General features: G+C 68.7%; 17 protein-coding genes and 8 pseudogenes. 7 read left to right on the forward strand and 18 right to left on the reverse strand.

Translation table 11 applies throughout. From position 1 onward, the window contains the following. Nucleotides 1–176: 176 nt before the first annotated feature. Both GI374_RS19395 and GI374_RS15655 read right to left on the reverse strand, forming a co-directional pair. Nucleotides 177–356: pseudogene (locus GI374_RS19395) on the reverse strand (hypothetical protein); the annotation flags it as partial. A 246-nt stretch (nt 357–602) separates the two neighbouring features. Next, the gene (locus tag GI374_RS15655) at nt 603–1,520 is read right to left on the reverse strand and encodes a hypothetical protein (RefSeq protein WP_154337991.1); all 918 of its coding nucleotides are present in this window, start codon (nt 1,518–1,520) and stop codon (nt 603–605) included. 372 nt (nt 1,521–1,892) lie between these two features. Here GI374_RS15655 and GI374_RS19885 point away from each other — a divergent pair. Together GI374_RS19885 and GI374_RS15660 are read left to right on the forward strand one after the other, a co-directional pair. Continuing rightward, nucleotides 1,893–1,976, forward strand: a pseudogene (locus GI374_RS19885) (phage tail tape measure protein); the annotation flags it as partial. Beyond that, nucleotides 1,976–2,248 (forward strand): annotated as a pseudogene (locus GI374_RS15660) (DUF2460 domain-containing protein); the annotation flags it as partial. The pseudogenes GI374_RS19885 and GI374_RS15660, both read left to right, overlap by 1 nt. Here GI374_RS15660 and GI374_RS15665 read toward each other — a convergent pair. The 4 pseudogenes from GI374_RS15665 to GI374_RS15680 form a co-directional block, all read right to left on the reverse strand. Beyond that, nucleotides 2,244–2,763, reverse strand: a pseudogene (locus tag GI374_RS15665) (transposase); the annotation flags it as partial. The pseudogenes GI374_RS15660 and GI374_RS15665 sit on opposite strands and share 5 nt — an antisense overlap. 35 nt (nt 2,764–2,798) lie before the next feature. Continuing rightward, nucleotides 2,799–3,953 (reverse strand): annotated as a pseudogene (locus GI374_RS15670) (IS3 family transposase). Between the two features lie 67 nt (nt 3,954–4,020). Then, a pseudogene (locus GI374_RS15675) lies at nt 4,021–4,227 on the reverse strand (transposase); the annotation flags it as partial. 119 nt (nt 4,228–4,346) lie between these two features. Beyond that, a pseudogene (locus GI374_RS15680) lies at nt 4,347–4,690 on the reverse strand (transposase); the annotation flags it as partial. Nucleotides 4,691–4,771: 81 nt separating this feature from the next. Here GI374_RS15680 and GI374_RS19400 point away from each other — a divergent pair. Next, nucleotides 4,772–5,010 (forward strand): annotated as a pseudogene (locus GI374_RS19400) (IS3 family transposase); the annotation flags it as partial. A gap of 180 nt (nt 5,011–5,190) precedes the next feature. Here GI374_RS19400 and GI374_RS15685 read toward each other — a convergent pair. Beyond that, complete coding sequence (locus GI374_RS15685) at nt 5,191–5,550, reverse strand: MmcQ/YjbR family DNA-binding protein (RefSeq protein ID WP_154337992.1); 360 nt, start codon at nt 5,548–5,550, stop codon at nt 5,191–5,193. A gap of 154 nt (nt 5,551–5,704) precedes the next feature. Between GI374_RS15685 and cysS the strand changes: the two genes are divergently transcribed. From cysS to cheB, 4 genes are read left to right on the forward strand one after another with little or no spacing between them, the layout of a single operon-like run. Beyond that, nucleotides 5,705–7,144 carry a cysteine--tRNA ligase gene (gene cysS, locus GI374_RS15690; RefSeq protein WP_154337993.1) on the forward strand — a complete coding sequence of 480 codons (1,440 nt, stop codon included), beginning with the start codon at nt 5,705–5,707 and terminating at the stop codon, nt 7,142–7,144. Next, nucleotides 7,141–8,760: a citramalate synthase gene (cimA, locus tag GI374_RS15695; RefSeq protein WP_154337994.1), complete on the forward strand. Its 1,620-nt coding sequence runs from the start codon at nt 7,141–7,143 to the stop codon at nt 8,758–8,760. Before cysS ends, cimA begins: the two co-directional genes overlap by 4 nt. Then, on the forward strand, nt 8,757–9,449 hold the full coding sequence (locus GI374_RS15700) for a squalene/phytoene synthase family protein (RefSeq protein ID WP_154337995.1): 693 nt from the start codon (nt 8,757–8,759) through the stop codon (nt 9,447–9,449). The genes cimA and GI374_RS15700 overlap by 4 nt, the downstream gene beginning before the upstream one ends. 56 nt (nt 9,450–9,505) lie before the next feature. After that, on the forward strand, nt 9,506–10,591 hold the full coding sequence (gene cheB, locus GI374_RS15705; protein ID WP_154337996.1) for a chemotaxis-specific protein-glutamate methyltransferase CheB: 1,086 nt from the start codon (nt 9,506–9,508) through the stop codon (nt 10,589–10,591). Between the two features lie 11 nt (nt 10,592–10,602). On the opposite strand, the gene eno is transcribed toward cheB, so the two are convergent. The 11 genes from eno to GI374_RS15760 all read right to left on the reverse strand — a co-directional run bounded on the left by eno (nt 10,603) and on the right by GI374_RS15760 (nt 22,182). After that, entirely contained in the window at nt 10,603–11,877 is a 1,275-nt protein-coding gene (gene eno / locus GI374_RS15710) for a phosphopyruvate hydratase (RefSeq protein WP_154337997.1), read from the reverse strand. 69 nt (nt 11,878–11,946) lie between these two features. Then, nucleotides 11,947–12,630 (reverse strand): endonuclease/exonuclease/phosphatase family protein, encoded by a 684-nt coding sequence (locus tag GI374_RS15715; RefSeq protein WP_154337998.1) that lies wholly within the window; start codon nt 12,628–12,630, stop codon nt 11,947–11,949. Continuing rightward, nucleotides 12,630–14,036 (reverse strand): YdiU family protein, encoded by a 1,407-nt coding sequence (locus tag GI374_RS15720; protein WP_154337999.1) that lies wholly within the window; start codon nt 14,034–14,036, stop codon nt 12,630–12,632. The genes GI374_RS15715 and GI374_RS15720 overlap by 1 nt, the downstream gene beginning before the upstream one ends. A gap of 79 nt (nt 14,037–14,115) precedes the next feature. Then, nucleotides 14,116–15,747 (reverse strand): indolepyruvate oxidoreductase subunit beta family protein, encoded by a 1,632-nt coding sequence (locus GI374_RS15725; protein ID WP_154338000.1) that lies wholly within the window; start codon nt 15,745–15,747, stop codon nt 14,116–14,118. Beyond that, on the reverse strand, nt 15,744–17,906 hold the full coding sequence (locus GI374_RS15730; protein WP_154338001.1) for an indolepyruvate ferredoxin oxidoreductase subunit alpha: 2,163 nt from the start codon (nt 17,904–17,906) through the stop codon (nt 15,744–15,746). The genes GI374_RS15725 and GI374_RS15730 overlap by 4 nt, the downstream gene beginning before the upstream one ends. Before the next feature lie 10 nt (nt 17,907–17,916). Next, the gene (locus GI374_RS15735; RefSeq protein ID WP_154338002.1) at nt 17,917–18,399 is read right to left on the reverse strand and encodes a MarR family winged helix-turn-helix transcriptional regulator; all 483 of its coding nucleotides are present in this window, start codon (nt 18,397–18,399) and stop codon (nt 17,917–17,919) included. Nucleotides 18,400–18,404: 5 nt separating this feature from the next. Next, nucleotides 18,405–19,199, reverse strand: coding sequence for a cyclase family protein (locus tag GI374_RS15740; protein ID WP_370515404.1), 795 nt, complete (start codon nt 19,197–19,199; stop codon nt 18,405–18,407). Between the two features lie 74 nt (nt 19,200–19,273). After that, nucleotides 19,274–20,011, reverse strand: a complete 738-nt coding sequence (locus GI374_RS15745; protein WP_154338004.1) for an amino acid ABC transporter ATP-binding protein — start codon at nt 20,009–20,011, stop codon at nt 19,274–19,276. Then, nucleotides 20,008–20,673: an amino acid ABC transporter permease gene (locus GI374_RS15750; protein WP_154338005.1), complete on the reverse strand. Its 666-nt coding sequence runs from the start codon at nt 20,671–20,673 to the stop codon at nt 20,008–20,010. The genes GI374_RS15745 and GI374_RS15750 overlap by 4 nt, the downstream gene beginning before the upstream one ends. A gap of 151 nt (nt 20,674–20,824) precedes the next feature. Next, a complete protein-coding gene (locus tag GI374_RS15755; protein ID WP_154338006.1) occupies nt 20,825–21,598 on the reverse strand; it encodes an ABC transporter substrate-binding protein in 774 nt (257 codons plus the stop codon). Between the two features lie 53 nt (nt 21,599–21,651). Further along, nucleotides 21,652–22,182 carry a molybdopterin-dependent oxidoreductase gene (locus GI374_RS15760; protein WP_154338007.1) on the reverse strand — a complete coding sequence of 177 codons (531 nt, stop codon included), beginning with the start codon at nt 22,180–22,182 and terminating at the stop codon, nt 21,652–21,654. Nucleotides 22,183–22,196: the final 14 nt, after the last annotated feature.

Here is a 22,196-nt window from a genome sequence, read left to right on the forward strand (position 1 = left end):
CACAACCCGCCGGTCGTCGACCCGAGGCTTGCCCTGGCCCGGTTTCGGCAGCAACGGCTCGACAAGCATCCACTCCGCGTCGCTCAGATCGTATCGCGCCATGAAACCCTCCCGCCAACATGCAGAAATGAATCACCTCACACCAAAAACTGGAATTCCCCTATTGAGTACGACTCCTAGGCGCGGGCCGCTCGCTGCTCCCACCAGTCCAACGGAAACGGTTCCAACATCCGTGCTAGCGTCACGTTCGGTCCTTTCCTACCGTCCAGAATCGCCTCGACGATGTCGGGGGCGAGAAGCGTCAGCCGCAGGACGCGGGTCATGTAAGACGGCGCAATCCCCTCGCGCTCGGCCACTGTCGTCCCGGCGATAGAGGTGCAGACGCAGGTCCTGCTTGATGTCCTCGGCGTCCATGCCGGGGACCGAGCCCGACCGCGCCAGCCGTTCGGCCCGGATGGTGATGTTGCGGGAGACGCGCGAGCGCGCGTCGCAAATGGGGTGGAAACGCTCTATGAAGTTTCGCCTTCGTCCAGGCGGGACGGGCACGCGGCCCGAGTGACCGGGACCGGCGAAAATTCGTTGGAGCGGCGGCCTTGGCGGGCTCAGCACAAAGAGAAACCGCTGAAACCCGGATGGATTCCAGCCGCTTGAGAGGCGAACTCTTTCGAAGAAATTCTTGAGGTCAGCCAACGAATTTTTGCGGAGACTGGCCCAGATTGCCTTGCTGGAGGGCGTCGGCGTTCGCCCGCCTTGAGCCAGGCCTCGATGACTTCTTCGTCCGAGTCCCGTTCATACCTTGCGATGTTCGCCGGCCCGATCGTCACGGACCGCTCCTTCTTGCTGTCCTTGAACGCAAACTTGAAAGTCGCGTGCGTGAACGAGCCGCCAGAAAGACGTTTCTCCCAATTCTCGTCAAACGACTTGAACAGATCCTCGCATTTGCGGGTCTCCATTTCGGAGATCTTCCCCGGCCAGCGACGGCGAAACTCCACGAAACGTACGCCGGCAATACCCTCGATATCGCCATGGGACATCGAATCCGGACCGAGTTCGCGCAGCGGATCCAGCGTGTAACGCTCGAAACGGTCGAAGTAATCCTCGCTGCCGAACGACGCCTCGCCAAAGACCTTGAGGTAAAGTTCCCGCTCGCCCTTGGTCCCAGCGTTCACGCCGATCTCGTCGGTCACGCTGTCATAGATCAGCACGTCATGTTGTTGTGGCCGATAGAACGCGATCCCGCTTTCACCGTCGTCCTGGTGCTCGCCTTCCCGGCGCATCGGCATGCCGTGCCGTACGAGTAGCCAGATCTTCTCGCCTCGCGGAAACGCGAATATCCGGCTGTTTCGGCCGCGTCGCTTCACCTCGAACCAGTTGTCCATCCGGTCCTGCATGGTTTTCGCAATGGCGTCCGTCACGGACGGGAGCTCTGCAGCCTTTTTCTTCGGGCGGGAACCGGCGAAATACATGAAGTTGGAACGCTGAAACGCCACCGTTTCGGCATGCTGGCGCTGCAGCAGCATGGGCTGCGCAAGCGAGATCTGGACCGAGACATCGGCTACCTCGGATCCTTGTCGATCTCGATTCCGGCAGCTGCGGCACGGTCGAGCAGTTCGTCCATCGCCTCATGGGACGCGGTTTCGTGCACGTAATAGAGCGCGTTGACCGGCGTTCTCGGCTGACTGCAAGGCGCCGACGAAGCAACGGTTGATCAACGACGATCTCGACGCCTTCACCCGGATCCCGGCGATGTACGGCAACTCGTGTCGGCCGTGGTGTAGTGCAGGCCTCGACGGTACGGGTGTCGGCATCGGCTGTGTCCGGCGCAGGCTCCGCCGACCGGCGCATGGCCGGCAGTTCAATCATCGTGTCCATGAAGGTCAGTCCTGACCGGCGACGACGAGAGCTTCCGGCAGTCCCGCACGCAGGTCGCGGCCCATATCGCCCGTGCTGTCTCGCTCGGGCGGAGGGGCATGTGATGGCGTTTCACGAGGTCCGGTTCCCAGACAACATCAGCCATGGCGCGCGGGGCAGGCCGGAACGACGCACCCAGATCGTCGAACTCGCCTCGGGCGACGAGGAGCGCAACGCCAGCTGGGCGAATTCGCGCCGCCGTTATGACGTCGCCTATGGCATCCGCCGCGCCGACGATCTGGCGGCGGTGGTCGCCTTCTTCGAGGCGCGCAACGGTCGCCTGCATGGCTTCCGCTTCAAGGACTGGGGTGACCACAAGTCTTGCTTGCCTTCGCGCCGAGCACGCGCGTGATGGCGGCCTTCATTCCTTCGTGCGCATCGGGAGATGACAAGCTTCACCCCGGTCAGCCCACGACGCACCAGATCGCGCAGGAAACTCGTCCAGAACGGCTCGGCCTCGGAAGGGCCGATGTGCAGGCCGACGATCTCGCGCTTTCCGTCCGTGTTGACGGCCACTGCGATTATGGCCGCCACCGAGACGATGCGCCCGCCCTCGCGCACCTTCAGGTAGGTGGCGTCGAGCCACAGACAGGGCCAGTCGCCGGCGAGCGGGCGCTTGAGGAAGGCGTTCACCCGTTCATCGATGTCCTTGCACAGCTTGGACACCGACGATTTCGAGATGCCGGTCATGCCCATGGCCTGCACCAGTTCATCGACCTTGCGGGTCGAGACGCCGTTGACAGGCTTCCTGGATGACGGCGACAGCGCCTTCTCCACCGTCTTCCGCGGCTCCAGGAAGCCGGGAAAGTAGACCCCGGAGCGCATCTTCGGGCTCTTCAGGTTCATCGTGCCTCACCTGCTGACCTGCCCTCCCCGGCGTCCCTCGATCATGACGAGAGTCCTTGGACTTGGTATTGGTGGGTTTCGGGTTGGGCAAGCGCGCCGGGCGCGGAGCTCACGGATTGCTCAAGTGCCCGGCGCTCTTGTGACGGGGCCATTCCGCCGAGCGAGGAATGCGGCCTGACATGGTTGTAGTCGTAGCGCCACAGCGCCAGCTTGCGGCGCGCATCGGCCAGGCTGTCGAAGATCTCCTCATTGAGGCACTCGTCGCGCAGGCTGCCGTTGAAGCTTTCGATGAAGCCATTCTGCTGGGGCTTGCCGGGATCGATGTAATGCCAGGCGACGTCGTTGTCCTTGGCCCATCTGAGAAATGGCCTTGCTGGTGAACTCGGTTCCGTTGTCGCTGACGATGGTCTGGGGCTTGCCGTAGAGCCGCAGCAGCGCGTCCAGTTCCCGCGCGACCCGGGCGCCGGAGATGCTGGTATCGGCGATCAGGGCGAGGTTCTCGCGGCAGCAATCGTCGTTCACGGCCAGGATGCGGAACCGGCGCGATGCCCCGAACGTGTCCGACACGAAGTCCATCGACCAGCGCTGGTTGGGGCGCAGGGCCTCTGGGATTGGCGATCGGGTGCCGCGGGCGCGCTTGCGGCCACGCCGGCGCCGGACCGACAGGCCTTCCTCGCGATACAGGCGATAGAGCTTCTTGTGGTTCATGGTCATGCCCTGGCGCTCGAGCAGGATGCCGATCCGGCGATAGCTGAACCTGCGGCGCTTCTCGGCGATCTCGCCCATCGCCTTGCGGATGTCCGGGTTGTCAGGCGGCCGCTCGCGCCGCACCGTCTTCGGATCGACACCAACCAGGGCACAGGCCCGGCGCTGCGAGACGTCATGATCCCGCATCGCCCGGAGCGCCGCATCCCGCCGCGCCATTGGCGTCGTCAGCTCTTTCCCAGGAGGTCCTTCAGCACGACGTTGTCGAGCATGGCCTCCGCGAGCAGGCGCTTCAGCCTGGCATTCTCGTCCTCGAGCTGCTTCAGGCGTCTTGTGTCGGACACGTCCATCCCGCCATACCGTGCCTTCAGCTTGTAGAACGTCGCCGGGCTGAGCCCGTGCCTGCGGCACACCTCCGCCGTCGCCATCCCGGCTTCCTGTTCCTTGATCATCCCGATGATCTGCGCATCGGTGAAGCGGCTTTTCCTCATCTCGTCTGCTCCTTCAGGTCGGGCAGACTCTACATCACGGCGAGGGAGCTTACGGGGGGCAGGTCATGCCAAGTCGGGTGTCGAGCGAGCGCTCGCGGTAGCCGTTGCGCCAGGTCTGGCGGGCCTCGCCGCGCTCGTAGCGGCCAGCGCCGATCAGGCCGTCGACGTCGGCGTCCATGATCAGCCGCAGCACGTTCTCGGCAATGAGGCGCAGGAAATCGGGATCGCCGCTCTTCGCGGCAAGCTCGGCCAGCGGTAGTCTGTCGTCGGTCATCGGGGTTTCCCTTCGGTCAGGTTGAAGTCGATCAACTCCACCTTACCCGACAGGCCCGGCGACCGCTCGACGCACGGCGAAACCGGCAGCGAAATCTCCACCGCAAAGTCCACCCACGTCGCTCCCCACGCCCTGCGGATCGAGACTGCCCAATCTGCGCATATCCCGCGAACCAGCTCGCGCGTCCGCTCCGGCTTCAAAGCTTTCGGCGGACGACATCCTGGAGCATTTCTCGGGCCGGCGTCAGGTCCGCCACGATCCGCTTCAGCCGGGCGTTCTCGTCCTCAAGCTGCTTCAGCCGCCGCATCTCGTCCGGCAGCAGGCCGCCATACTTCTTCTTCCAGGCGAAGTAGGTCGACTGCCCGATCCCCGCCTTGCGGCAGATCTCGGCGACCGGCGTGCCTGCCTCGCCCTGCTTCAGGATAAACGCCTTCTGCGCCTCCGTGAACCTCGATGCCTTCATCGTTCTCAGCTCCTCCCCCAGCCGGGAAAGCGTAGCCGAAAACTCCAGTTTCAAACGGTCCAGTTCTCAGGAAGCAGAGCACAGTCTCAAAGGCTTCTCCCTTATAACGGCATCACCTGCTCGATGAGCCGGGCCGGCAATGTCTGAGACAATTCGGCGATGTAGGGCTTCTTCTCCTTCCCGGGAACCCAGCGGACAGCCCGCAAGATCTACCGGACCCGTAACAGGGCCCGCTCCGACGGGTTCGAATACATCGAGCGCTTCTACAGCCCGCGTCGCCGCCATTCAAAGCTGGCTATCTCAGCCCGATGGAGTTACAAGCGCCAGCCATGCGGGCTCGACCTGCTGTCCACGAAACGGCAGCGGGCCAATTTGTGACTTCCAAGGATCATCCAGACAGGAGAGCGCCGCAGCTTGGTCTGCCCTTCCGCCGCGGCCGCGACGTCGCGGCATGGCCGGACTTCACGCCGCGGCGGCATTCACCGGCCGCAGCGGCCCGGTCACGACGAAGATGGCAGAACGGCCGGCATGAGTGCGGCCTGCACCTTCTTCGGCAGGCTCGCCCGGATCACCCGATAGGATTCCCCGATCCGGTGCCGCAGTTCCTCAACGGGCGTGTCGAGTGGCAGCGCGATCCAGCTTCGGTGAAAATACGTCACCGGCTGGCCAATCCCGGCCTCGATCAGCATCTCGGCCACTTCGACGCTCTCGGTCTTGACCGACAGCCGTGCATCCACCGCACCGATCACCGCGAAGAGCTTGCCACCCACCTTCCACGCATCATGCCCGCCGCCCCAGGGGTCCGACCACTCGGCCCCCGGCAGCGCCCCGCAGATCGCGTTCACCGTCTCGCGCGTCATCCCGCACTGTGCGCCCGGCGCTTGACAGCGGCAAGCGCTTCCGCCAAGCGGGGCGCATGAACGCGACCGTCGCCAGCATCTGCTGCATTATCGCCTGAGGATCAGCCGCGGGCCGTTCACGCATGACCGATGAACCCCGCGCGAGGGGGAAGTCATGGCCGAGCCTGTCACCATCCGGCTGACGAACAGCAGGACGCGGAAGAAGGAGGTGTTCGAGCCTCTCGATCCCGCCAACGTCCGCCTCTATCTCTGCGGCCCCACGGTCTATGACCGCGCGCATCTGGGCAATGCCCGGCCGGTCATCGTCTTCGACGTGCTGCAACGGCTGCTGCGGCATGTCTATGGCGAGAATTCAGTGACTTACGTGCGGAACTTCACCGATGTTGACGACAAGATCAACGCCGAGGCCCGCCGCCGCCGCGAGGCCGGCGCGGAGGGCACGCTGAAGGAACTGATCCGCGAACGCACCGCGGAGACGATCCGCTGGTATCACGACGACATGGACGCCCTCGGCGCCGCCCGCCCCGACCACGAGCCGCGGGCGACGGACTACATCCCGCAGATGCAGGCGATGATCGCCGACCTGATTGGGAAGGGCCACGCCTACGAGGCCGAGGGGCACGTCCTCTTCGACGTCCGCAGCTACCCGGCCTACGGCCAGCTCTCGGGCCGCAGCGTGGACGACATGATTGCCGGCGCCCGCGTCGAGGTGGCGCCGTTCAAGCGCGACCCGATGGATTTCGTGCTGTGGAAGCCGTCGAGCGACGAGGAACCGGGCTGGGACAGCCCTTGGGGCCGCGGCCGGCCAGGCTGGCATATTGAGTGCAGCGCCATGTCCGATGCTTTGCTGATGAAGGACCCGGAGCACGACAAGTCATTCGATATTCATGGGGGCGGGATTGACCTGATGTTTCCCCACCATGAAAACGAGATTGCACAAAGCTGCTGCGCCAACCCGGACGGAAAGTTCGCGCGGGTCTGGCTGCATAACGAGATGCTGCAGGTCGAGGGGAAGAAGATGTCCAAGTCATTGGGCAACTTCTTCACGGTGCGGGATTTGCTGGATCAGGGGATACCGGGGGAGGTGATCCGGTATGTGTTCCTGATGACGCATTACCGCAACCCGATGGATTGGACGGCGGAGAAGGTGCGAGAAGCGAAGCATACTTTGACAAAATGGTATCGTCAGAGCGGACTGAGCACGTCCACCCAACCATATCAGCCCGTCGTGGATGCCCTCGTCGATGACTTAAACACCCATGAGGCGCTGGCCCAATGTCATGCACTTTCGAATGGCGGTGACTTTCCGGCGCTGCGCGGCAGCCTAACCTTTCTCGGACTGATGGGCGATGCCATTCCCGGATGGGCGCGAGTTCCGGGGTTCTCTGACGCCGAAACTGGCGTTGTCCGCGATATCCTCTGGCAGCGCAGCCGTGCGCGGGAGCGTCAGGACTACGCGACGGCTGACAGACTCCGCGACGGCCTGAAGAAGGCGGGTGTCATCGTGCGAGACGTGGCGGATGGCGAGCCGGAGTTTGAGAAGACGCCGGAGTTCGATGTGAACGTTCTGGATCAGGTGCAGGCCGACCAATGAAAACCCGCCTCACCCTCTACGACACCACCCTCCGCGACGGCCAGCAGACCCAGGGCGTCCAGTTCTCCGCCGCCGAGAAGACCGAGATCGCGCTGATGCTGGACGGCCTCGGCCTCGACTACATTGAGGGCGGCTGGCCCGGCGCGAACCCGACCGACAGCGACTTTTTCGCCGCCGCCCCGAAGACCCGCGCCACCATGACCGCCTTCGGCATGACCAAGCGCGCCGGGCGCTCGGCCGGGAATGACGAGGTGCTGGCGGCGGTGCTGAACGCGGGCACGCAGGCGGTCTGCCTCGTCGGCAAGACGCATGACTATCATGTGCGCGAGGCGCTCGGAATCACGCTGGACGAAAACATCGACAACATCGCCGCCTCGATCGCGCATGTCGTGGCCGAGGGCCGCGAGGCGCTGTTCGACGCCGAGCATTTCTTCGACGGCTGGCGCGCGAACCGCGACCATGCGCTCGCGTGCCTGATCGCCGCGCGTGACGCAGGCGCGCGATGGATCGTCCTCTGCGACACCAATGGCGGCACCCTGCCGGACGAGATCGGCCGCGTCACCGCCGAGGTGATCGCCGCCGGCATCCCGGCCGAGCGGCTGGGCATCCACTGCCACGACGACACCGGCACCGCCGTCGCAGGCAGCCTCGCGGCGGTGGAGGCGGGCGCGCACCAGATCCAGGGCACGCTCGGCGGCCTCGGCGAGCGTTGCGGCAACGCCTCGCTGACGACGCTGATGGCCAACCTGGCGCTGAAGCCCGCCCTCGCGGAGCGCTTCGAGACCGGCGTCACCCCCGAGGCGCTGTCGGGGCTGACCCAGATCAGCCACCGCCTCGACGAAATCCTGAACCGCGCGCCGCTGCGCGAGGCGCCCTATGTCGGCACCTCGGCCTTCACCCACAAGGCCGGCCTGCACGCCTCGGCGATCCTCAAGAACCCGCAGACCTACGAGCATGTGGACCCGGAGAGCGTCGGCAATACCCGCGTGATCCCGATGTCGAACCAGGCCGGGCAGTCGAACCTGCGCGCGCGGCTGGCCGAGGCGGGGATCGAGGTCGAGCCGGGCGACCCGGCCCTCGGGCGCATCCTCGAGCAGGTGAAGGTCCGCGAGGATCAGGGCTATGCCTATGACGGCGCGCAGGCCAGTTTCGAGCTTCTGGCGCGGGCCGAACTGGGCCGGATGCCACGCTTCTTCGAGGTCGAGCGATACCGCGTCACGGTCGAGCGGCGGCGGAATGCGCTCGGCCGCCGGATCTCGGTCTCCGAGGCGGTCGTGGTGGTGGAACTCGGTCAGCAGCGGGTGCTGTCGGTGAGCGAGAGCCAGGACGAGACCGGCTCGGACCGCGGGCCGGTCAACGCGCTGTGGCGCGCGCTCGGCAAGGACCTCGGGCCGTATCAGAGCGCGATCGACGACATGAGCCTCGCCGATTTCCGGGTGCGGATCACCGGCTCGGGGGTGGATGCGACGACGCGGGTGACGATCGACAGCGTGGACGGGCAGGGGCACCGCTGGTCCACCGTCGGCGTCTCGCCCAACATCGTCGATGCGAGCTTCGAGGCGCTGGTCGATGCGATCCGCTGGAAGTTGATCCGCGACGGCCTCGCGCCAGCATGACCGACTGGGCCGCCGGCTTCGCCGCCGCCGAGCCCGACCGCGCCGCGGCGCTGACGCTGCTGCCGGTCCGGCCGCGGCTGCGGATGCTGGCGCTGCTGGCGCTCGGGCATGAGCTGGACCGCGCGGCGCGAGCTTCGGCCGAGCCGATGCTGAACGAGATCCGGCTGCAATGGTGGGTCGAGGCGGTCGGGCGGCTGCCGCAGGGCGCGGCGCAGCACCCGCTGCTGGGGGTTCTGGCGGAGCACTGGCCGGGCGAGGGGGAGCGGCTTTCGACGCTCGTCGAAGGATGGCGGCTGCGCTGCGATCCGGCGCGGCCTGGATCGGCGGAGGCGGTCATGGCGGCGGTGGATGCGACCGCCGCGGCGCTCGCCTGGTTCGGCGCGACCAGGCTTGGGGCGGAGGTCGAGGCGCCGGTTCGGGCGCAGGGCCGCGCGCTCGGGGCGGCCGCGGTGCTGGCGCAGCTGCCGCCCGTTCTCGCGCCGGAGGTTGCGGCCATGGGGCGTGCGGGCGCGGCGGCGGCGGCGGCGCAGGCCCGCCTCGTGCCGCGATCGGCCGCCCCGCTCCTCTATGCCGGGCCGCTGGTCGGCCGTCGCCTCACCGGCAGCCCGCCACCCAGCGAGTTCGCCCGCCGCGCCGCCCTGCTGCGCTTTGCCGTAACGCGAGACTGGCGGATTTCGCTTCCGCGTTAGCCGAATCTTAGCCTTCCCGTGCCAGTCTCCGCGACAGGCGGCGGACGGCATGGCGCATGAGCCATCGACAACCCTTCGCGAAGGCAAGGCCCGGCGCGCGTCCCGTCCGGGTGCTGCTGATCGACGATTCGCCCACGATGCGCCGCCTGATCGCACTCTCGCTCGCCCGCGACCCGCGGATCGAGGTCGTGGGCGGCGCGGGCGGCGCTGCGGAAGCGCTTGAGAGGATCGCCTCGCTGCGGCCGGACGCGCTGACCCTCGACGTGGAGATGCCGGGCACCTCCGGCCTCGACCTGCTCGAGCAGCTGATGCGCGAGCGGCCGATGCCGGTGGTCATGGTTTCGTCCGCGACGCAGGCGGGCAGCCATGCGGCGGTAACGGCCCTCGCGCTCGGGGCCGTCGATTGCGTGGCGAAGCCGAAAAGCTACATGGAGGAGGACTGTTTCGCAGGCCTCGCCGACAAGCTGGTGGTCGCGGCCGCCGCCAATCTCGGCGCCCCCCGCTGCCACTGGACCGGCCGCGCCACGCGCGCCCCGCCGCCGGCGCAGGACTTCGACTGGAACGGATCCATCGTGCTGATCGGCGCCTCGACCGGCGGCATCGAGGCGGTCGGGCGGGTGCTGAGCGGCTTTCCCGCCGACGGCCCGCCCACCGTGGTCATCCAGCACATGCCCGAGGGCTTCCTTGCCAGCTTCGCGGCGCGCCTTCAGGGCGGTGTCGCGCCCGAGGTGGTGCTGGCGCGCGAAGGTCTGCCCCTGCGGCGCGGCCGCGTGGCCATCGCGCCGGGCGGCGCCCATCACCTCGGGATTGCCGCCTCTGCCGAAGGGCCGGTCTGCCGCCTCCTGGCGCAGCCGCGCCGCAACGGTCACTGCCCCTCGGTCGATGTCACGTTTGAATCCGCCCTCACCCTCGCGCCCGCGGTCGTCGCGGCGCTTCTCACGGGGATGGGCCGGGACGGGGTCGCCGGGCTGGCCCGGCTGCGGCAGGCAGGGGCCGCCTGCCTCGCGCAGGACCGCGAAAGTGCGGTCGTCTGGGGCATGCCCGGCGCCGCCTGGACCTCGGGCGCAGCCGGCGAGCTTGTCGGCCTCGACGCCATGGCCGGGCGGCTGCTCGCGCTCACCTCACGCCGCGCGCGGGGATGAGCGCGCGCCGCTCAGCGCAGGATGCCGCCGCCGGCGTATTCGGCCGTCGCGCCCAGCATCTCCTCGATGCGGATCAACTGGTTGTATTTCGCCAGCCGGTCCGAGCGGGCGAGGCTGCCGGTCTTGATCTGGCCGCAATTCGTCGCCACCGCGAGGTCGGCGATGGTCGCGTCCTCCGTCTCGCCCGAGCGGTGGCTCATCACGCTGGCGAACCCCGCGCGGTCGGCCATGCGGACGGCGTCCAGCGTCTCGGTCAGGGTGCCGATCTGGTTCACCTTCACCAGCAGCGCATTGCCGCAGCCGCGCTCGATCCCCTGCGCGAGGCGGGCGGGGTTGGTCACGAACAGGTCGTCGCCGACGAGCTGCACCCGGTCTCCGAGGCGATCCGTCAGCAGCTTCCAGCCCTCCCAGTCGTCCTCCGAGGCGCCGTCCTCGATCGAGAAGATCGGGTAGTCGGCGACGAGGCCCGCCAGCCACTCGACATTTTCTTCTGGCGTCAGGCTTTTACCGTCGCCTTCCATCGCATAGCGGCCTTCCTTGAAGTATTCCGTAGCCGCGCAGTCGAGCGCGAGGACCATGTCCTCGCCCGGCCGGTAGCCCGCCTCCTCGACGGCGCGCAGGATGAAGTCGAGGGCCTCGCGCGCGCTCGAGAGGTTCGGCGCAAAGCCGCCCTCGTCGCCCACGCCGGTGTTGTGGCCCGCCTGTTTGAGGCCCTTCTTCAGCGTGTGAAACACCTCGGCGCCCATGCGGACCGCGTCCGTCAGGCTCTCGGCGCCGACCGGCATGATCATGAATTCCTGGATGTCGATCGGGTTGTCGGCGTGCTGGCCGCCGTTGATGATGTTCATCATCGGCACCGGCAGCAGCCGCGCCGAGGTGCCGCCGACGTAACGGTAGAGGGGCTGACCGGTTGCCACCGCCGCGGCCTTGGCAACCGCCAGCGACACGCCGAGAAGGGCATTGGCGCCGAAGCGCGACTTGTTCGGCGTCCCGTCGAGCTCGATCATCATGCGGTCGATCGCCACCTGCTCGGTCGCGTCCTCGCCGATCAGCGCCTCGCCAAGCTCGCCGTTGACCGCCGCCACCGCCCCGAGGACGCCCTTGCCGAGGTAGCGGCCCTGATCGCCGTCGCGCTTCTCGACCGCCTCATGCGCGCCGGTCGAGGCACCCGAGGGAACAGCCGCGCGGCCCATGATGCCGTCTTCCAGCGTGACATCGACCTCGACGGTCGGGTTGCCGCGCGAATCAAGGATCTCGCGGCCGAAGATGTCGATGATCGTGGTCATGGGGCCTCCGGGGCGCTGACAGGGGGTCGCGCCTCCTTTAGCGGCGCGCCTGCCCGGCGGGAAGCCCGGTCAGCCGACTTCGACGTCCACCCAGACCGGCAGGTGATCCGAGGCCCGCCGCGCATCCTCGCCCGCCTCGACACCCTGGTCCAGCACCTCCAGCTGCGGCGAGAGGGCGAAACGGTCATAGCGCAGCTGTGGCCTCAGCGCGGGCCAGCTCGGCCCCGGCGAGATCAGCTGGAATCCCGCGAGCGCCTCGAGGCCCTTGGCGTCGGCCCATTCGTTGAAGTCGCCGGTCAGAACCGTCGGCTCCGCCCCGAGGCGCGCCGACTGCATCGCGAGGCGCGCCAGCTGCGCCCGCCGGGCGCTGCGCGTCAGCCCCAGATGGACGGCGACCATCGTGATCTCCGGCAGCATCGCCGCGACGGCGCCCCGCGGCTCCAGCCCCGGCAGTGGCAGCCGCCGCACGCGGACCTCGCGGGCGAGGTCGGGGCGCATCAGGATCGTCTGGCCATGCCAGCCGAGCGAGCTCTGGGTGGTTCCGGTCAGGTCAACCGGCACGAGGCCCGTCTCGCGCTCGATCAACGCGCGGGGCAGGGCCTCGGGACGGGCGCCGAAGCGGAAATCGACCTCCTGCAGCGCGATCGCGTCGGGGTCCACGGCCCGGATCGCGGCGAGGTTGCGCAGCGGGTCGTGCGGCCCGGTAATGCCGCGGCACTTGTGCAGGTTGTATGTCGCCAGCCTGAGCTTCATCACGTCCCGCAGAAGGTGGCGCGCACGCGCTCCTGCGGCGCGGGAGCGCGGGCGAAGTCGTCCCACTCGGCCCGATCCTCGCGCGGGTGGGTCACCGCGTCAAACAGCGCGTGGAAGGGCGCGCGGTCCCCTTCGCGGGCGGCGTCGATGACCGCCTCGATGCGGTGGTTGCGGGGGATGCGGCGCGGGTTGGCGGCGGCCATCAGCGCAGCATCGGGCTGCCCGCGGCGGCGCCATTCGGCGGCCCAGGCGTCGAACCGGGCCGGGTCGCGGAACTCGTCGCGCGCGGTGCCGTCGGCGAGGCCGGCGAAGGTGCGGGTGAAGTCGGCCTCTCCGCCCGCCATGACGACCAGCAGCCGCTCGGCCAGGGCGCGGTCCTGCTCGCGCGGGTCGGCGATGCCGAGCTTGGCGGCGAAGCGTTCCAGCCAGGCGGCCTCGTAGGCCTCGGGGAAGCGGTGGACGGATTCGGTCGCGGCCTCGATCGCCGCCTGCCGCTCGCCCATCAGCGGGATCAGGCAGGTGGCGAACTGCGCGAGGTTCCAGACCGCGATCTGCGGCTGGTTGATCCAGGCGTAGCGGCCGCCCTGGTCGATGGACGAAAACACCGTCTCGGGGTGGAACACGTCCATGAAGGCGCAGGGGCCGTAGTCGATGGTCTCGCCCGAGACCGCCATGTTGTCGGTGTTCATCACCCCGTGGATGAAGCCGAGGGCCATCCACTGCGCCACGGTGCGCGCCTGCGCCGCGACCACCGCGTCGAGGAGGCCCAGCGGCCCGTCCGCCTCCGGGTAGTGGCGGGCGATCACGTGCTCGGTCAGCGCCCGCAACGCGTCGGTGTCCTGACGGACGGCGAAGAACTGGAAGGTGCCGACGCGGATATGGCTCGACGCCACGCGGGTCAGGATCGCGCCGGGGAGGGGGGTTTCGCGGAACACCGGTTCGCCGGTCGCCACGGCGGCAAGCGCGCGGGTCGTGGGCACGCCCATCGCGGCCATGAACTCCGAGACGATGTATTCGCGCAGCACCGGCCCCAGCCAGGCCTTGCCGTCGCCGCCGCGCGAGAAGGGGGTGCGGCCGGAGCCCTTGAGCTGGATGTCGAAGCGCGCGCCGTCCGGCGCCACGACCTCGCCCAGCAGCAGCGCGCGGCCGTCGCCGAGTTGCGGAACGAAGCCGCCGAACTGATGACCGGCATAGGCTTGGGCAAGGGGGGCCGCGCCCTCGGGCACGGCGTTGCCCGCGAGCACTGCAAGGCCCTCGTCCGACGCGAGCCAGTCCGCGTCGAGGCCGAGACGGGCGGCGAGCGGGCGGTTCAGCGCCAGAAGCTCCGGTCCCGGCACCGCGGTCGGCGGCTGGCGGGCGAACATGCGCTCGGGCAGGCGGGCGTAGCTGTTGTCGAAATGGATCATCGCAGGGCCTCGCGGGTCGGCGGTTCCCTGTGATCTAGGTAGCCCGAGGCCCCGGCGGAAGGCCGGGGCCGCTGGCGCCTCAGCCGGTGAAGCTGCGGATGGTGGCGAGCGCGCCGTCCAGCTCCTTGCCCTTCTCGTCGCGAAGCGCCGCCTCGATCAGCCGCCGCGCCCAGTCGGCAGCGTCCTCGCGGCCCGCGACAAGGGTGATGCCGTCCATCACGCGGGCGAACTTGCCGTGGCCGCGGGCGTGGGTGTCGGAGTAGCCCTTCACCAGCCGCTGCGCCCGCAGCGTCTCGACCCCGAGGTCGTAGTCGGTCGTCGCATGGCGCAGCGCGGCGTCGAGCCAGCGTTCCCGATGCGCCGCCTCCTGCGCGTGGCGCAGCGTCCGCAGCCGCCACCCCTGCATCCCGCCGAGCGCGTAGAGCATCGAATGCGCCACGATCCCGTCCGAGCGGAAGCGCCGGCCGCGGTTGAAGAGGCGGTCGATGATCCGCATCGCGCGCGGACTGGCCTCGGCGCGGCGGCCCATGCCAGCCGGGAACATGCCCACGATCTCCTCGGCGCGGGGGTGCATGAACTCGGTCAGATGGAGCGACTGGCCATCGCGGCGGCGCATCTCGCGGTCGATGCGGGCGAAGCGCTGCGGCCGGGTCTTCAGCTCGGCCACGCGGATCACGTCGTCATAGGCCATCGCGTTGGCCAAGTATTTCGCTGCCGTGGCGGTGAGCCGCCAGCCCTGCGCCTCGCTGTCGGTGGACAGCACCCGGCCGAGCGTGTCGAGATAGTCGCGGCCGTAGGCGCAGTCCTGGAACTCGACCACCTTGCGAAGCCCGGCCCGCGCCATGTCGCGGACCTCGGGTGGCAGGGCGTCCACGCGAGCCGAGAGCGCGGCCCAGTCCTTCATCGCGGCCTTTGGGCCCGCGACCGGCATCGGCGGGGGCGGCGGCGCGTCGCCCGGCATGGAGCCGAGCTGGGTCGGGATCGCCGCGTCGAAGCCAGACTGCGGGCTGACGGGGTAGGCGCCCTCGGGCCGCTCATCCTCCTCGATGCCGCGGATCGCGGCGTCGGCGGCGGCGTTGAAGGCGCGCAGGCTGGCCTCGACGCCCTTGCCACCGGCGCGGATCGCCTCCTCGAAGGCCTCGCGCGGGAAGGGCAGCGCGCCCGAGCCCGCGAGCGCGCCGAAGAGCGAGGCGGAGATGACCGAGCCCAGATCGACGGCCATGCGGTCCATGTCGAACATCACCAGCCGGCGGGCGGCGATGCGGGCCGCGGCCTCGACTTCCTCGGCATTGGCGATGCCGTCGCCGGGCACGATCTTCTCGGTCACGGCGAGCGCCCGCTGGGTCGAGGCGATCAGCGTGGTGCGATCGGGGGTGACGAAGCCGCGCATGATCGCGCGCCCGGCCTCCATCATCTCGGCGGCGATCAGGATGTCCACGTCGCCCGGCGCGGGGGACAGCGCGAAGACCGGGATCGGGCCACCGGGCGCGACCGGGGCCATCTCGACATAGTAGATCGTGGCCCCGGTCCGCTGCGCCACGCCCGCGACCGAGGTCGCCTGGGCGGCATAGCCGTTGCGGCGCGCGAGATCCTCGATCCAGTTGGTCAGCACGCCGCCGCCCTGGCCGCCCACCGCGAGGACGGCCAGCTTGATGACGCCCTCGAGCGCGGGGTCCTGCGGCTGCGGGGCGAAGCGTTCGGCGAGGGTCATGCTGCGGCCTCGAAGGTGAGCCGGCGGGCGGCGCGGCGGCGGGCGAGGCGGTTGCGCCATTTCGCGCGCACCCCGTCGAGCCAGACCTCGAAGCGGCCGGGATTGTGGACGATGTCGGCGCGGTAGAAGCTGGGGCAGAGGACGGCGGCGTCCGCGACCTCGCCGCAGTTGCCGCAGCCGACGCAGCTCTGGTCGATCGCCGCCACCGGATCGTCGCGCAGCGGGTCGTCGAGCTTCTTGAGGCCCAGCGACGGGCAGCCCGACAGCCGCATGCAGGCGTGGTCGCCGGTGCAGACGGCCTCGTCGACGCCGAAGCGCGGCGCCTCGACCCGGCGGCCCTCCTTGATCGCCTTGGCGCGCAGCGGCTTTTCGCGGCGCTGCTTGTTCAGCATGCATTCGCTGCTGGCAACGATCACCCGCGGCCCCGGCGCATCGGTGGTCAGCGCCTCGCGCAGCGTGTCGCGCATGCGCTTGACGTCATAGGTGCGGTCGATCTGCCGGATCCACGGCACGCCCACCCCGGCCAGCGCGCGGGTGATGGGGTTCTTGGTGGACTTCGTCGCGTTGTCGGCGCGGCTCGACAGCACGTCCTGCCCGCCCGTTGCGGCCGAGTAGAAGTTGTCCACGATGATCGCCACGCCGTCCGACTTGTTAAAGACCATGTTGCCGATCGAGGTCGAGAGCCCGTTGTGCCAGAACCCGCCGTCGCCCACGATCGAGATCGGCCGCCGCGCGCCCGGTCCCGCCTTGGCGCCCGCGTCGAAGGCCGCGTTGCTGGCGGGGCCGAGGCCGTAGCCCATGGTCGAGCCGCCGATCTCGAAGGGCGGCAGCGTGGCGAAGAGATGGCAGCCGATGTCGGCGGTGATCTGGTGCTGGCCCAGCTCCTCCTCGACCAGCTTCATGGCGGCGAAGATCGGCCGTTCGGGGCAGCCGGTGCAGAAGCCTGGCGGGCGGATCGGCACGGTCTTGCTGAGGTCCGGGATCGCGACCGCCGGCGTGTTCGGCGCGCGACCGATCGCGGGCAGCAGGTCGGGCGCGGCCTCGCGCAGGAAGCCCTGCACCGCGTCGATCAGCACCTGCCCGGTATATTCCCCGGCCATCGGCAGCAGGTCCTTGCCGTGCAGCCGCGTCTCCGAACGGGCGCGGTAGAGCATGGTCGAGAGCATCTGCTCGATGAACTCGGGCTGGCCCTCTTCCACGACCAGCACCGCCTCCTTGCCCTCGCAGAAATCGAGGAACTCGTCCTTGACCACCGGATAGGTGACGTTGAGGACGTAGAGCGGGATCTGGCTGTTGCCGTAGAGGTCGGCGAGGCCGAGGCGCTGCAGCGCGCGGATCACGCCGTTATACATGCCGCCCTGAAGCACGATCCCCACGGGCGCGTCCTTCGGCCCGAACTGCTCGTTCAGCCCGTTCTCGACGATGAACTTCTCGGCCGCGGGCCAGCGCTCCTCGATCTTCTCCTTCTCGTGCTTGAAGGACATCGGCGGCAGCACCACGCGGCTGAAGTCGCGCTTGGGGTTGGCGAGCGCCTCGCCCACGGTCAGCGGCGGGCGGATGTTGTCGCGGGTCTCGAAGCTGCCGGTGACGTGGCAGCCGCGGATGCGGACCATCATCATCACCGGGGTGGAACTGGCTTCCGAGAGCTGGAAGCCGTCGCCGACCGCCTTCACGATCGAGGGCAGGTTCGGGCGCGGGTCCATCAGCCAGATCTGGCTTTTCATGGCGAAGGGATGCGAGCGCTCCTGCATGATCGAGGAGCCCTCGCCATAATCTTCGCCCACGATGATGAGCGCGCCGCCCTTCACGCCCGAGGACGACAGGTTCGCGAGCGCGTCGGAGGCGACGTTGACGCCGACCGCGCCCTTGAAGGCGACGGCGCCGCGGATCGGGTAATGGACCGAGGCCGACAGCATGGCCGCGGCCGCGGCTTCCGAGGCGTTGGCCTCGAAGCGCACGCCGTATTCGGTCATCAGCTCCTCGGCATCGGCGAGGACGTCCATCAGGTGGCTGATGGGGGCGCCCTGATAGCCGCCGACATAACCGACGCCGTTCTCCAGCAGCGCCTTGGTCAGCGCGAGGATGCCCTCGCCGGTGAATGTGTCGCCCGCACCTTTCCGCAGGTGCTCGACCTCGGCCTTGAAGGAACGTTCGGCCATCGGGACCTCCTCAGGGTTTGTCGTGCAGGTTGGCGAGCATCTTCTGCAGCGTGGCGGTGAAGGCCGCGCGCTCGCGCGGCGGGATGCCGTGGAACAGGTCCTCGGCGGCCTGCGCCATGCTGGGCCAGAACCGCTCGAATGTCGTCCGGCCGGCGGCGGTCAGGTAGACGCGCACCGCGCGGCTGTCCTCCTCATGCGCCTCGCGGCGGATCAGCCCCTCGGCCGCGAGCGCATCGAGCGCGCGGCTGAGGGTGGATTGCTCGGTCACGGTGTAGCCCGCGAGTTCGCGGATCAGCGGGCCGTCGATCACCGACAGCACCGCGAGCGCCCGCATCTTGGGCGTGGTCCAGCCGAGGCGGGCCATCTCGGCCCGCAGCCCGGCGTTGTAGCGGCCCATCAGGCGGTTCATCAGGTAGGGCGCGAAGCCGTCGAGGCCGATCGCCGCCAGTGCGCCGGCCTCCGCCTCGCGTTCCTCCAGACGCACCGCCCGCATGGCCGTCAGCCCCGCGCCACGAGGGCGAGGGCGCGGATCGGCGAGCCGGTGCCGCCCTCGATCTTCAGCGGCGCCGCGATCAGGATCGCGCCCTTCGCCGGCAGCCGGTCGAGGTTGGCGAGCGATGCCAGGCCGAAGCGGTTCGCCTTGTGCAGAAGGTTGTGCGCCGGGAAGGGCGGATGCATCGCGCCGGCCTGGCCCGCGTCAGTGCCGATGCACTGCGTGCCCCAGCCGACGATGCCCTTGCCGACGAGATACTCGATCACCTCGGCAGTCGGACCTGGCGTGTGCGGCCCGGTCGAATCGGCATTGAGGAAAGCTGCCTCGTCATTGGCGAAGCGGTCCCAGTCGGTCCGCATGACGACCCACTCGCCATTCCCGATCTCGCCGTGCTCGGCCTCCCAGGCCTTCACGTGGTCGACCGTCAGCAGGAAATCGGGATTCTCGGCCGCCTCCTTCGAGCAGTCGATGACGTTGACCGGCGCGACCAGCCGCTGCACCGGCAGGGTGTCGGTGAAGCCGTCCTGATAGTCCCGGCCCGTGATCCAGTGGTGCGGCGCGTCGAAATGGGTGCCGCTGTGCTCGCCGACCTTCAGCCAGTTCCAGGCCCAGAGCGGGCCATCCTTGTCGTATTCGCTGATCTTGTGGACCTCGATCTTCGGCGTGTCCTTGGCGAGTTCCGGCGGCAGCTTCAGCAGCGGCGTGTCGGGGCCGAGCACGCCCGAGCAGTCCACGACCTCGATTCCCCCCGAGATCAGCATTTTCGCGAGATCGTCCAGCACCTTCACCGAAGCCATCATTCCCTCCCTCGAATGGTTCGGGCGAGAGTAGCGCGGCTATGTGCAAATGCAACTATTTTCTGACGCGGCGTCCGTCAGAGGATCTGCGCGAGGAAGGCCTGCGCCCGCGCGCTCGACGGAGCGGAGAAGAAGCGCTCGGGCGGGTTCGTCTCGATGATGCGGCCCTGGTCCATGAACACGACCCGGTCCGCCACTCGGCGGGCGAAGCCCATTTCGTGCGTGACGCAGATCATCGTCATGCCGGCCTCGGCCAGTTCAGCCATGACGTCCAGCACCTCCTTGACCATCTCGGGGTCGAGGGCCGAGGTCGGCTCGTCGAAGAGCATCACCTCCGGGTTCATGCAGAGCGCGCGGGCGATGGCGACGCGCTGCTGCTGCCCGCCCGAGAGCTGCGCCGGGCGCTTGTCGGCATGGTCGCGCAGATGGACCCGGTCGAGGAGGCGCAGCGCGGTGTCGCGCGCCTCCGCCTCCGGCACGCCGCGGGCGCGGCGCAGCGCCCAGGAGCAGTTCTCGGTCGCGGTGAAATGCGGAAAGAGGTTGAAGCTCTGGAACACCATGCCGACCCGCTGGCGCATGGCGGCGAGCGCGCGGCCCTCGCGCGGCCCCGGTAGCGGCGCGCCGCCGATCTGGATCCGGCCCTGCTGGAAATCCTCGAGCCGGTTGATGCAGCGGATCAGCGTGGACTTGCCCGACCCGGACGGTCCGCAGATGACCACCGTCTCGCCAGGATCCACCGTGAGGGTGATGTCCTTGAGCGCATGGAAGCCGCCGTACCACTTCTGCAGCCCGGCGATGTGGACTGCGGGCGTCATGGCGCCTTCATCCTCCGCTCGAGCCAGTGGACGAGGCGCACGGCGGGCAGCAGCACCGCGAGGTAGATCAGCGCCGCCGCGATCAGCGGGGAGGGGTTCGCCGTCAGCGCCTGCGCGTCGGTCGCCTGCTTCAGCAGGTCGGGCATGGCCACGACCGAGGCCAGCGAAGTGTCCTTGGCGATGGCGACGCTGTTCGATGTGTGGGACGGAATGGCGATGCGGAAGGCCTGCGGCAGGATGATCTCGGCGATGATCGACCGCCCCGGCACGCCGAGCGCCTGCGCGGCCTCGATCTGGCCCTTGGGGATCGCCTCGATGCCGGCGCGGAACACCTCCGCGGTGAAGGCCGAGAACACGCAGGAGAGCGCGATCACCGCGGACCAGTAGCCGCTGAGGCGGATGCCGGCGAAGGGCAGCGCGTAGTAGATCAGGATCAGCAGCACCAGGATCGGGATGGCGCGGAAGAGGTCAATCCAGGCGATGGCGAGAACGCGCGCCCATTTCGGGCCGTAGAGCCGCGCGAGGCAGATGGCGACGCCCGCGACGGCGCCGATGGTCAGGACGGCAGCGGCCAGCAGCAGCGTGTTGACGAAGCCGCGCAGCAGCATCGGCAGCACGCGGGCCATGACCTCGAGGTTGAGGAAGGTTTCGATGAAGGTCATTGGGACGGCAGGGGACCGCGGCGGCGATGCGTTGGGGAACGGTGCGTGCGGAGCACGCACCCTACGGGGCCGGTTCCCGCCATGATGCGTAGGCTGCGTGCTCCGCACGCACCGGCAACCCCGATCAACGGTGCAGCCCCGGCCCCCACCCTCACGGGATCTCCAGCACCGTCACCGTGGAGCTGCCCTCGGGCGGCGGGCTGCCCAGCCATTTCTCGTAGATCGCCGCCATCGTCCCGTCCTCCTTCATCGCCGTGATCTGCGCGTTCACCTCCTCGAGCAGCGGCGAGTTCTTCTGCAGCATCAGGCCGTATTTGTCGCCCGTGGGGATGCGCTCCACCACCTCGATGCCCTGCATCTGCCGCGCCTGCGTCTCGAAGCCGAGGATATCGTTGATCGCCCCCGCGACGCGCCCGTTGCCGACATCGAGCAGCAACGAGTTCTGGTCGGGATAAGTGCGGACTTCGGAAAAGCCGACCTCGTCCATATGCGCGTTGATCCAGGCCTCGCCGGTCGAAGCGGCCAGCGTGCCGACGATCTTGCCCTGCATCTCCGCCAGCCCGGCAACCCCGCCGTCGGAAGCCGTCACGAGCCCGAGGTCGGCGTCGTAGTAGCCCTGCGTGAAGCTCTGGCTGTGCAGCCGCTCCTCGGTGATCGAAATGGTCGAGATGGCGATGTCGATGCGCCCCGAGGCGGTCGCGGCGAAGAGGGCCTGAAAGCCCATGTCGCTGATCGCGAGGTCGCGGCCCATGCGCTCGGCGATCTCCGTCACCATGTCCACCTCGAAGCCCTCGAAGGCGCCGGTTTCGGTCTTGTATTCCCAGGGCGGGTTGGCCGGATAGGCGCCGACGGTCAGCGTCTGCGCCGCCCCCGTTCCGGCGAGCCCGAGGGCCATGAGCGCGGCGGCAAGGAATCTCGGAATCATGTTGCGTCTCCCTGTGACAAGCTTTTCTTGGGCGCCGGGCTGATCTGCCGCGCCTATTCGACCCCGACGTGGAAGACCTGCCACACCCAGGTATCGTCGTTCATTCCGGCAAGATCCTCCCGCTCGGCCCGCGGATAGGCGACCATTGCCGGGCCCAGACCGCCGATATCGAGCGGCTCGCCCCCCATGTCGAGCGCGAGGATCGCCCCGTTGGCCCTGAGCTCGTCGCTGCCGATCTCGGCCGTGTAGCCGTCGAGCGCCTGCACCGTCACCGTCTCGCCCGACGCCCCCGCCGCCTCCAGCAGCGCCTCGAAGCTGGGGCCGCTGAACTCGAAAACCTCCCCGCCCAAGGGGAAGTCGGCCCGCACGGTGGTCTGGGGCAGCGCCCGCAGCGCCTCGAGCGTGAAGGCATGCGCCCGGTCGAAGTCGTTGCCGTTGTCGACAAAAAGCTTGTCGCGCAGCGGGTCCACGGGAGCGCGGTTGGTGTTGCCGACCGCTCCGCTCACCGTGACCAGAGCCGGCGCACCCGCCGCCGCCATGCCGCCTGCGGCCAGTGCCAGGACCAGGACGCTTCGTGCGATCATCCGAGAAATTCCTT

This window comes from Paracoccus sp. S-4012 (assembly GCF_009674885.1).
In the GTDB taxonomy this organism is placed as follows: domain Bacteria; phylum Pseudomonadota; class Alphaproteobacteria; order Rhodobacterales; family Rhodobacteraceae; genus Paracoccus.

Coding starts and splice junctions, on each gene's coding strand:
- GI374_RS15720 (WP_154337999.1), bottom strand. CDS start 14,036: ATGATCCATTTCGACAACAGCTACGCCCGCCTGCCCGAGCGCATGTTC.
- eno (WP_154337997.1), bottom strand. CDS start 11,877: ATGACCACGATCATCGACATCTTCGGCCGCGAGATCCTTGATTCGCGC.
- GI374_RS15760 (WP_154338007.1), bottom strand. CDS start 22,182: ATGATCGCACGAAGCGTCCTGGTCCTGGCACTGGCCGCAGGCGGCATG.
- GI374_RS15685 (WP_154337992.1), bottom strand. CDS start 5,550: ATGACGCGCGAGACGGTGAACGCGATCTGCGGGGCGCTGCCGGGGGCC.
- GI374_RS15750 (WP_154338005.1), bottom strand. CDS start 20,673: ATGACCTTCATCGAAACCTTCCTCAACCTCGAGGTCATGGCCCGCGTG.
- GI374_RS15740 (WP_370515404.1), bottom strand. CDS start 19,199: ATGATGGCTTCGGTGAAGGTGCTGGACGATCTCGCGAAAATGCTGATC.
- GI374_RS15735 (WP_154338002.1), bottom strand. CDS start 18,399: ATGCGGGCGGTGCGTCTGGAGGAACGCGAGGCGGAGGCCGGCGCACTG.
- GI374_RS15745 (WP_154338004.1), bottom strand. CDS start 20,011: ATGACGCCCGCAGTCCACATCGCCGGGCTGCAGAAGTGGTACGGCGGC.
- GI374_RS15715 (WP_154337998.1), bottom strand. CDS start 12,630: ATGAAGCTCAGGCTGGCGACATACAACCTGCACAAGTGCCGCGGCATT.
- GI374_RS15730 (WP_154338001.1), bottom strand. CDS start 17,906: ATGGCCGAACGTTCCTTCAAGGCCGAGGTCGAGCACCTGCGGAAAGGT.
- GI374_RS15725 (WP_154338000.1), bottom strand. CDS start 15,747: ATGACCCTCGCCGAACGCTTCGCCCCGCAGCCGCAGGACCCCGCGCTC.
- GI374_RS15755 (WP_154338006.1), bottom strand. CDS start 21,598: ATGATTCCGAGATTCCTTGCCGCCGCGCTCATGGCCCTCGGGCTCGCC.
- cimA (WP_154337994.1), top strand. CDS start 7,141: ATGAAAACCCGCCTCACCCTCTACGACACCACCCTCCGCGACGGCCAG.
- GI374_RS15700 (WP_154337995.1), top strand. CDS start 8,757: ATGACCGACTGGGCCGCCGGCTTCGCCGCCGCCGAGCCCGACCGCGCC.
- cysS (WP_154337993.1), top strand. CDS start 5,705: ATGGCCGAGCCTGTCACCATCCGGCTGACGAACAGCAGGACGCGGAAG.
- cheB (WP_154337996.1), top strand. CDS start 9,506: ATGAGCCATCGACAACCCTTCGCGAAGGCAAGGCCCGGCGCGCGTCCC.
- GI374_RS15655 (WP_154337991.1), bottom strand. CDS start 1,520: ATGCTGCTGCAGCGCCAGCATGCCGAAACGGTGGCGTTTCAGCGTTCC.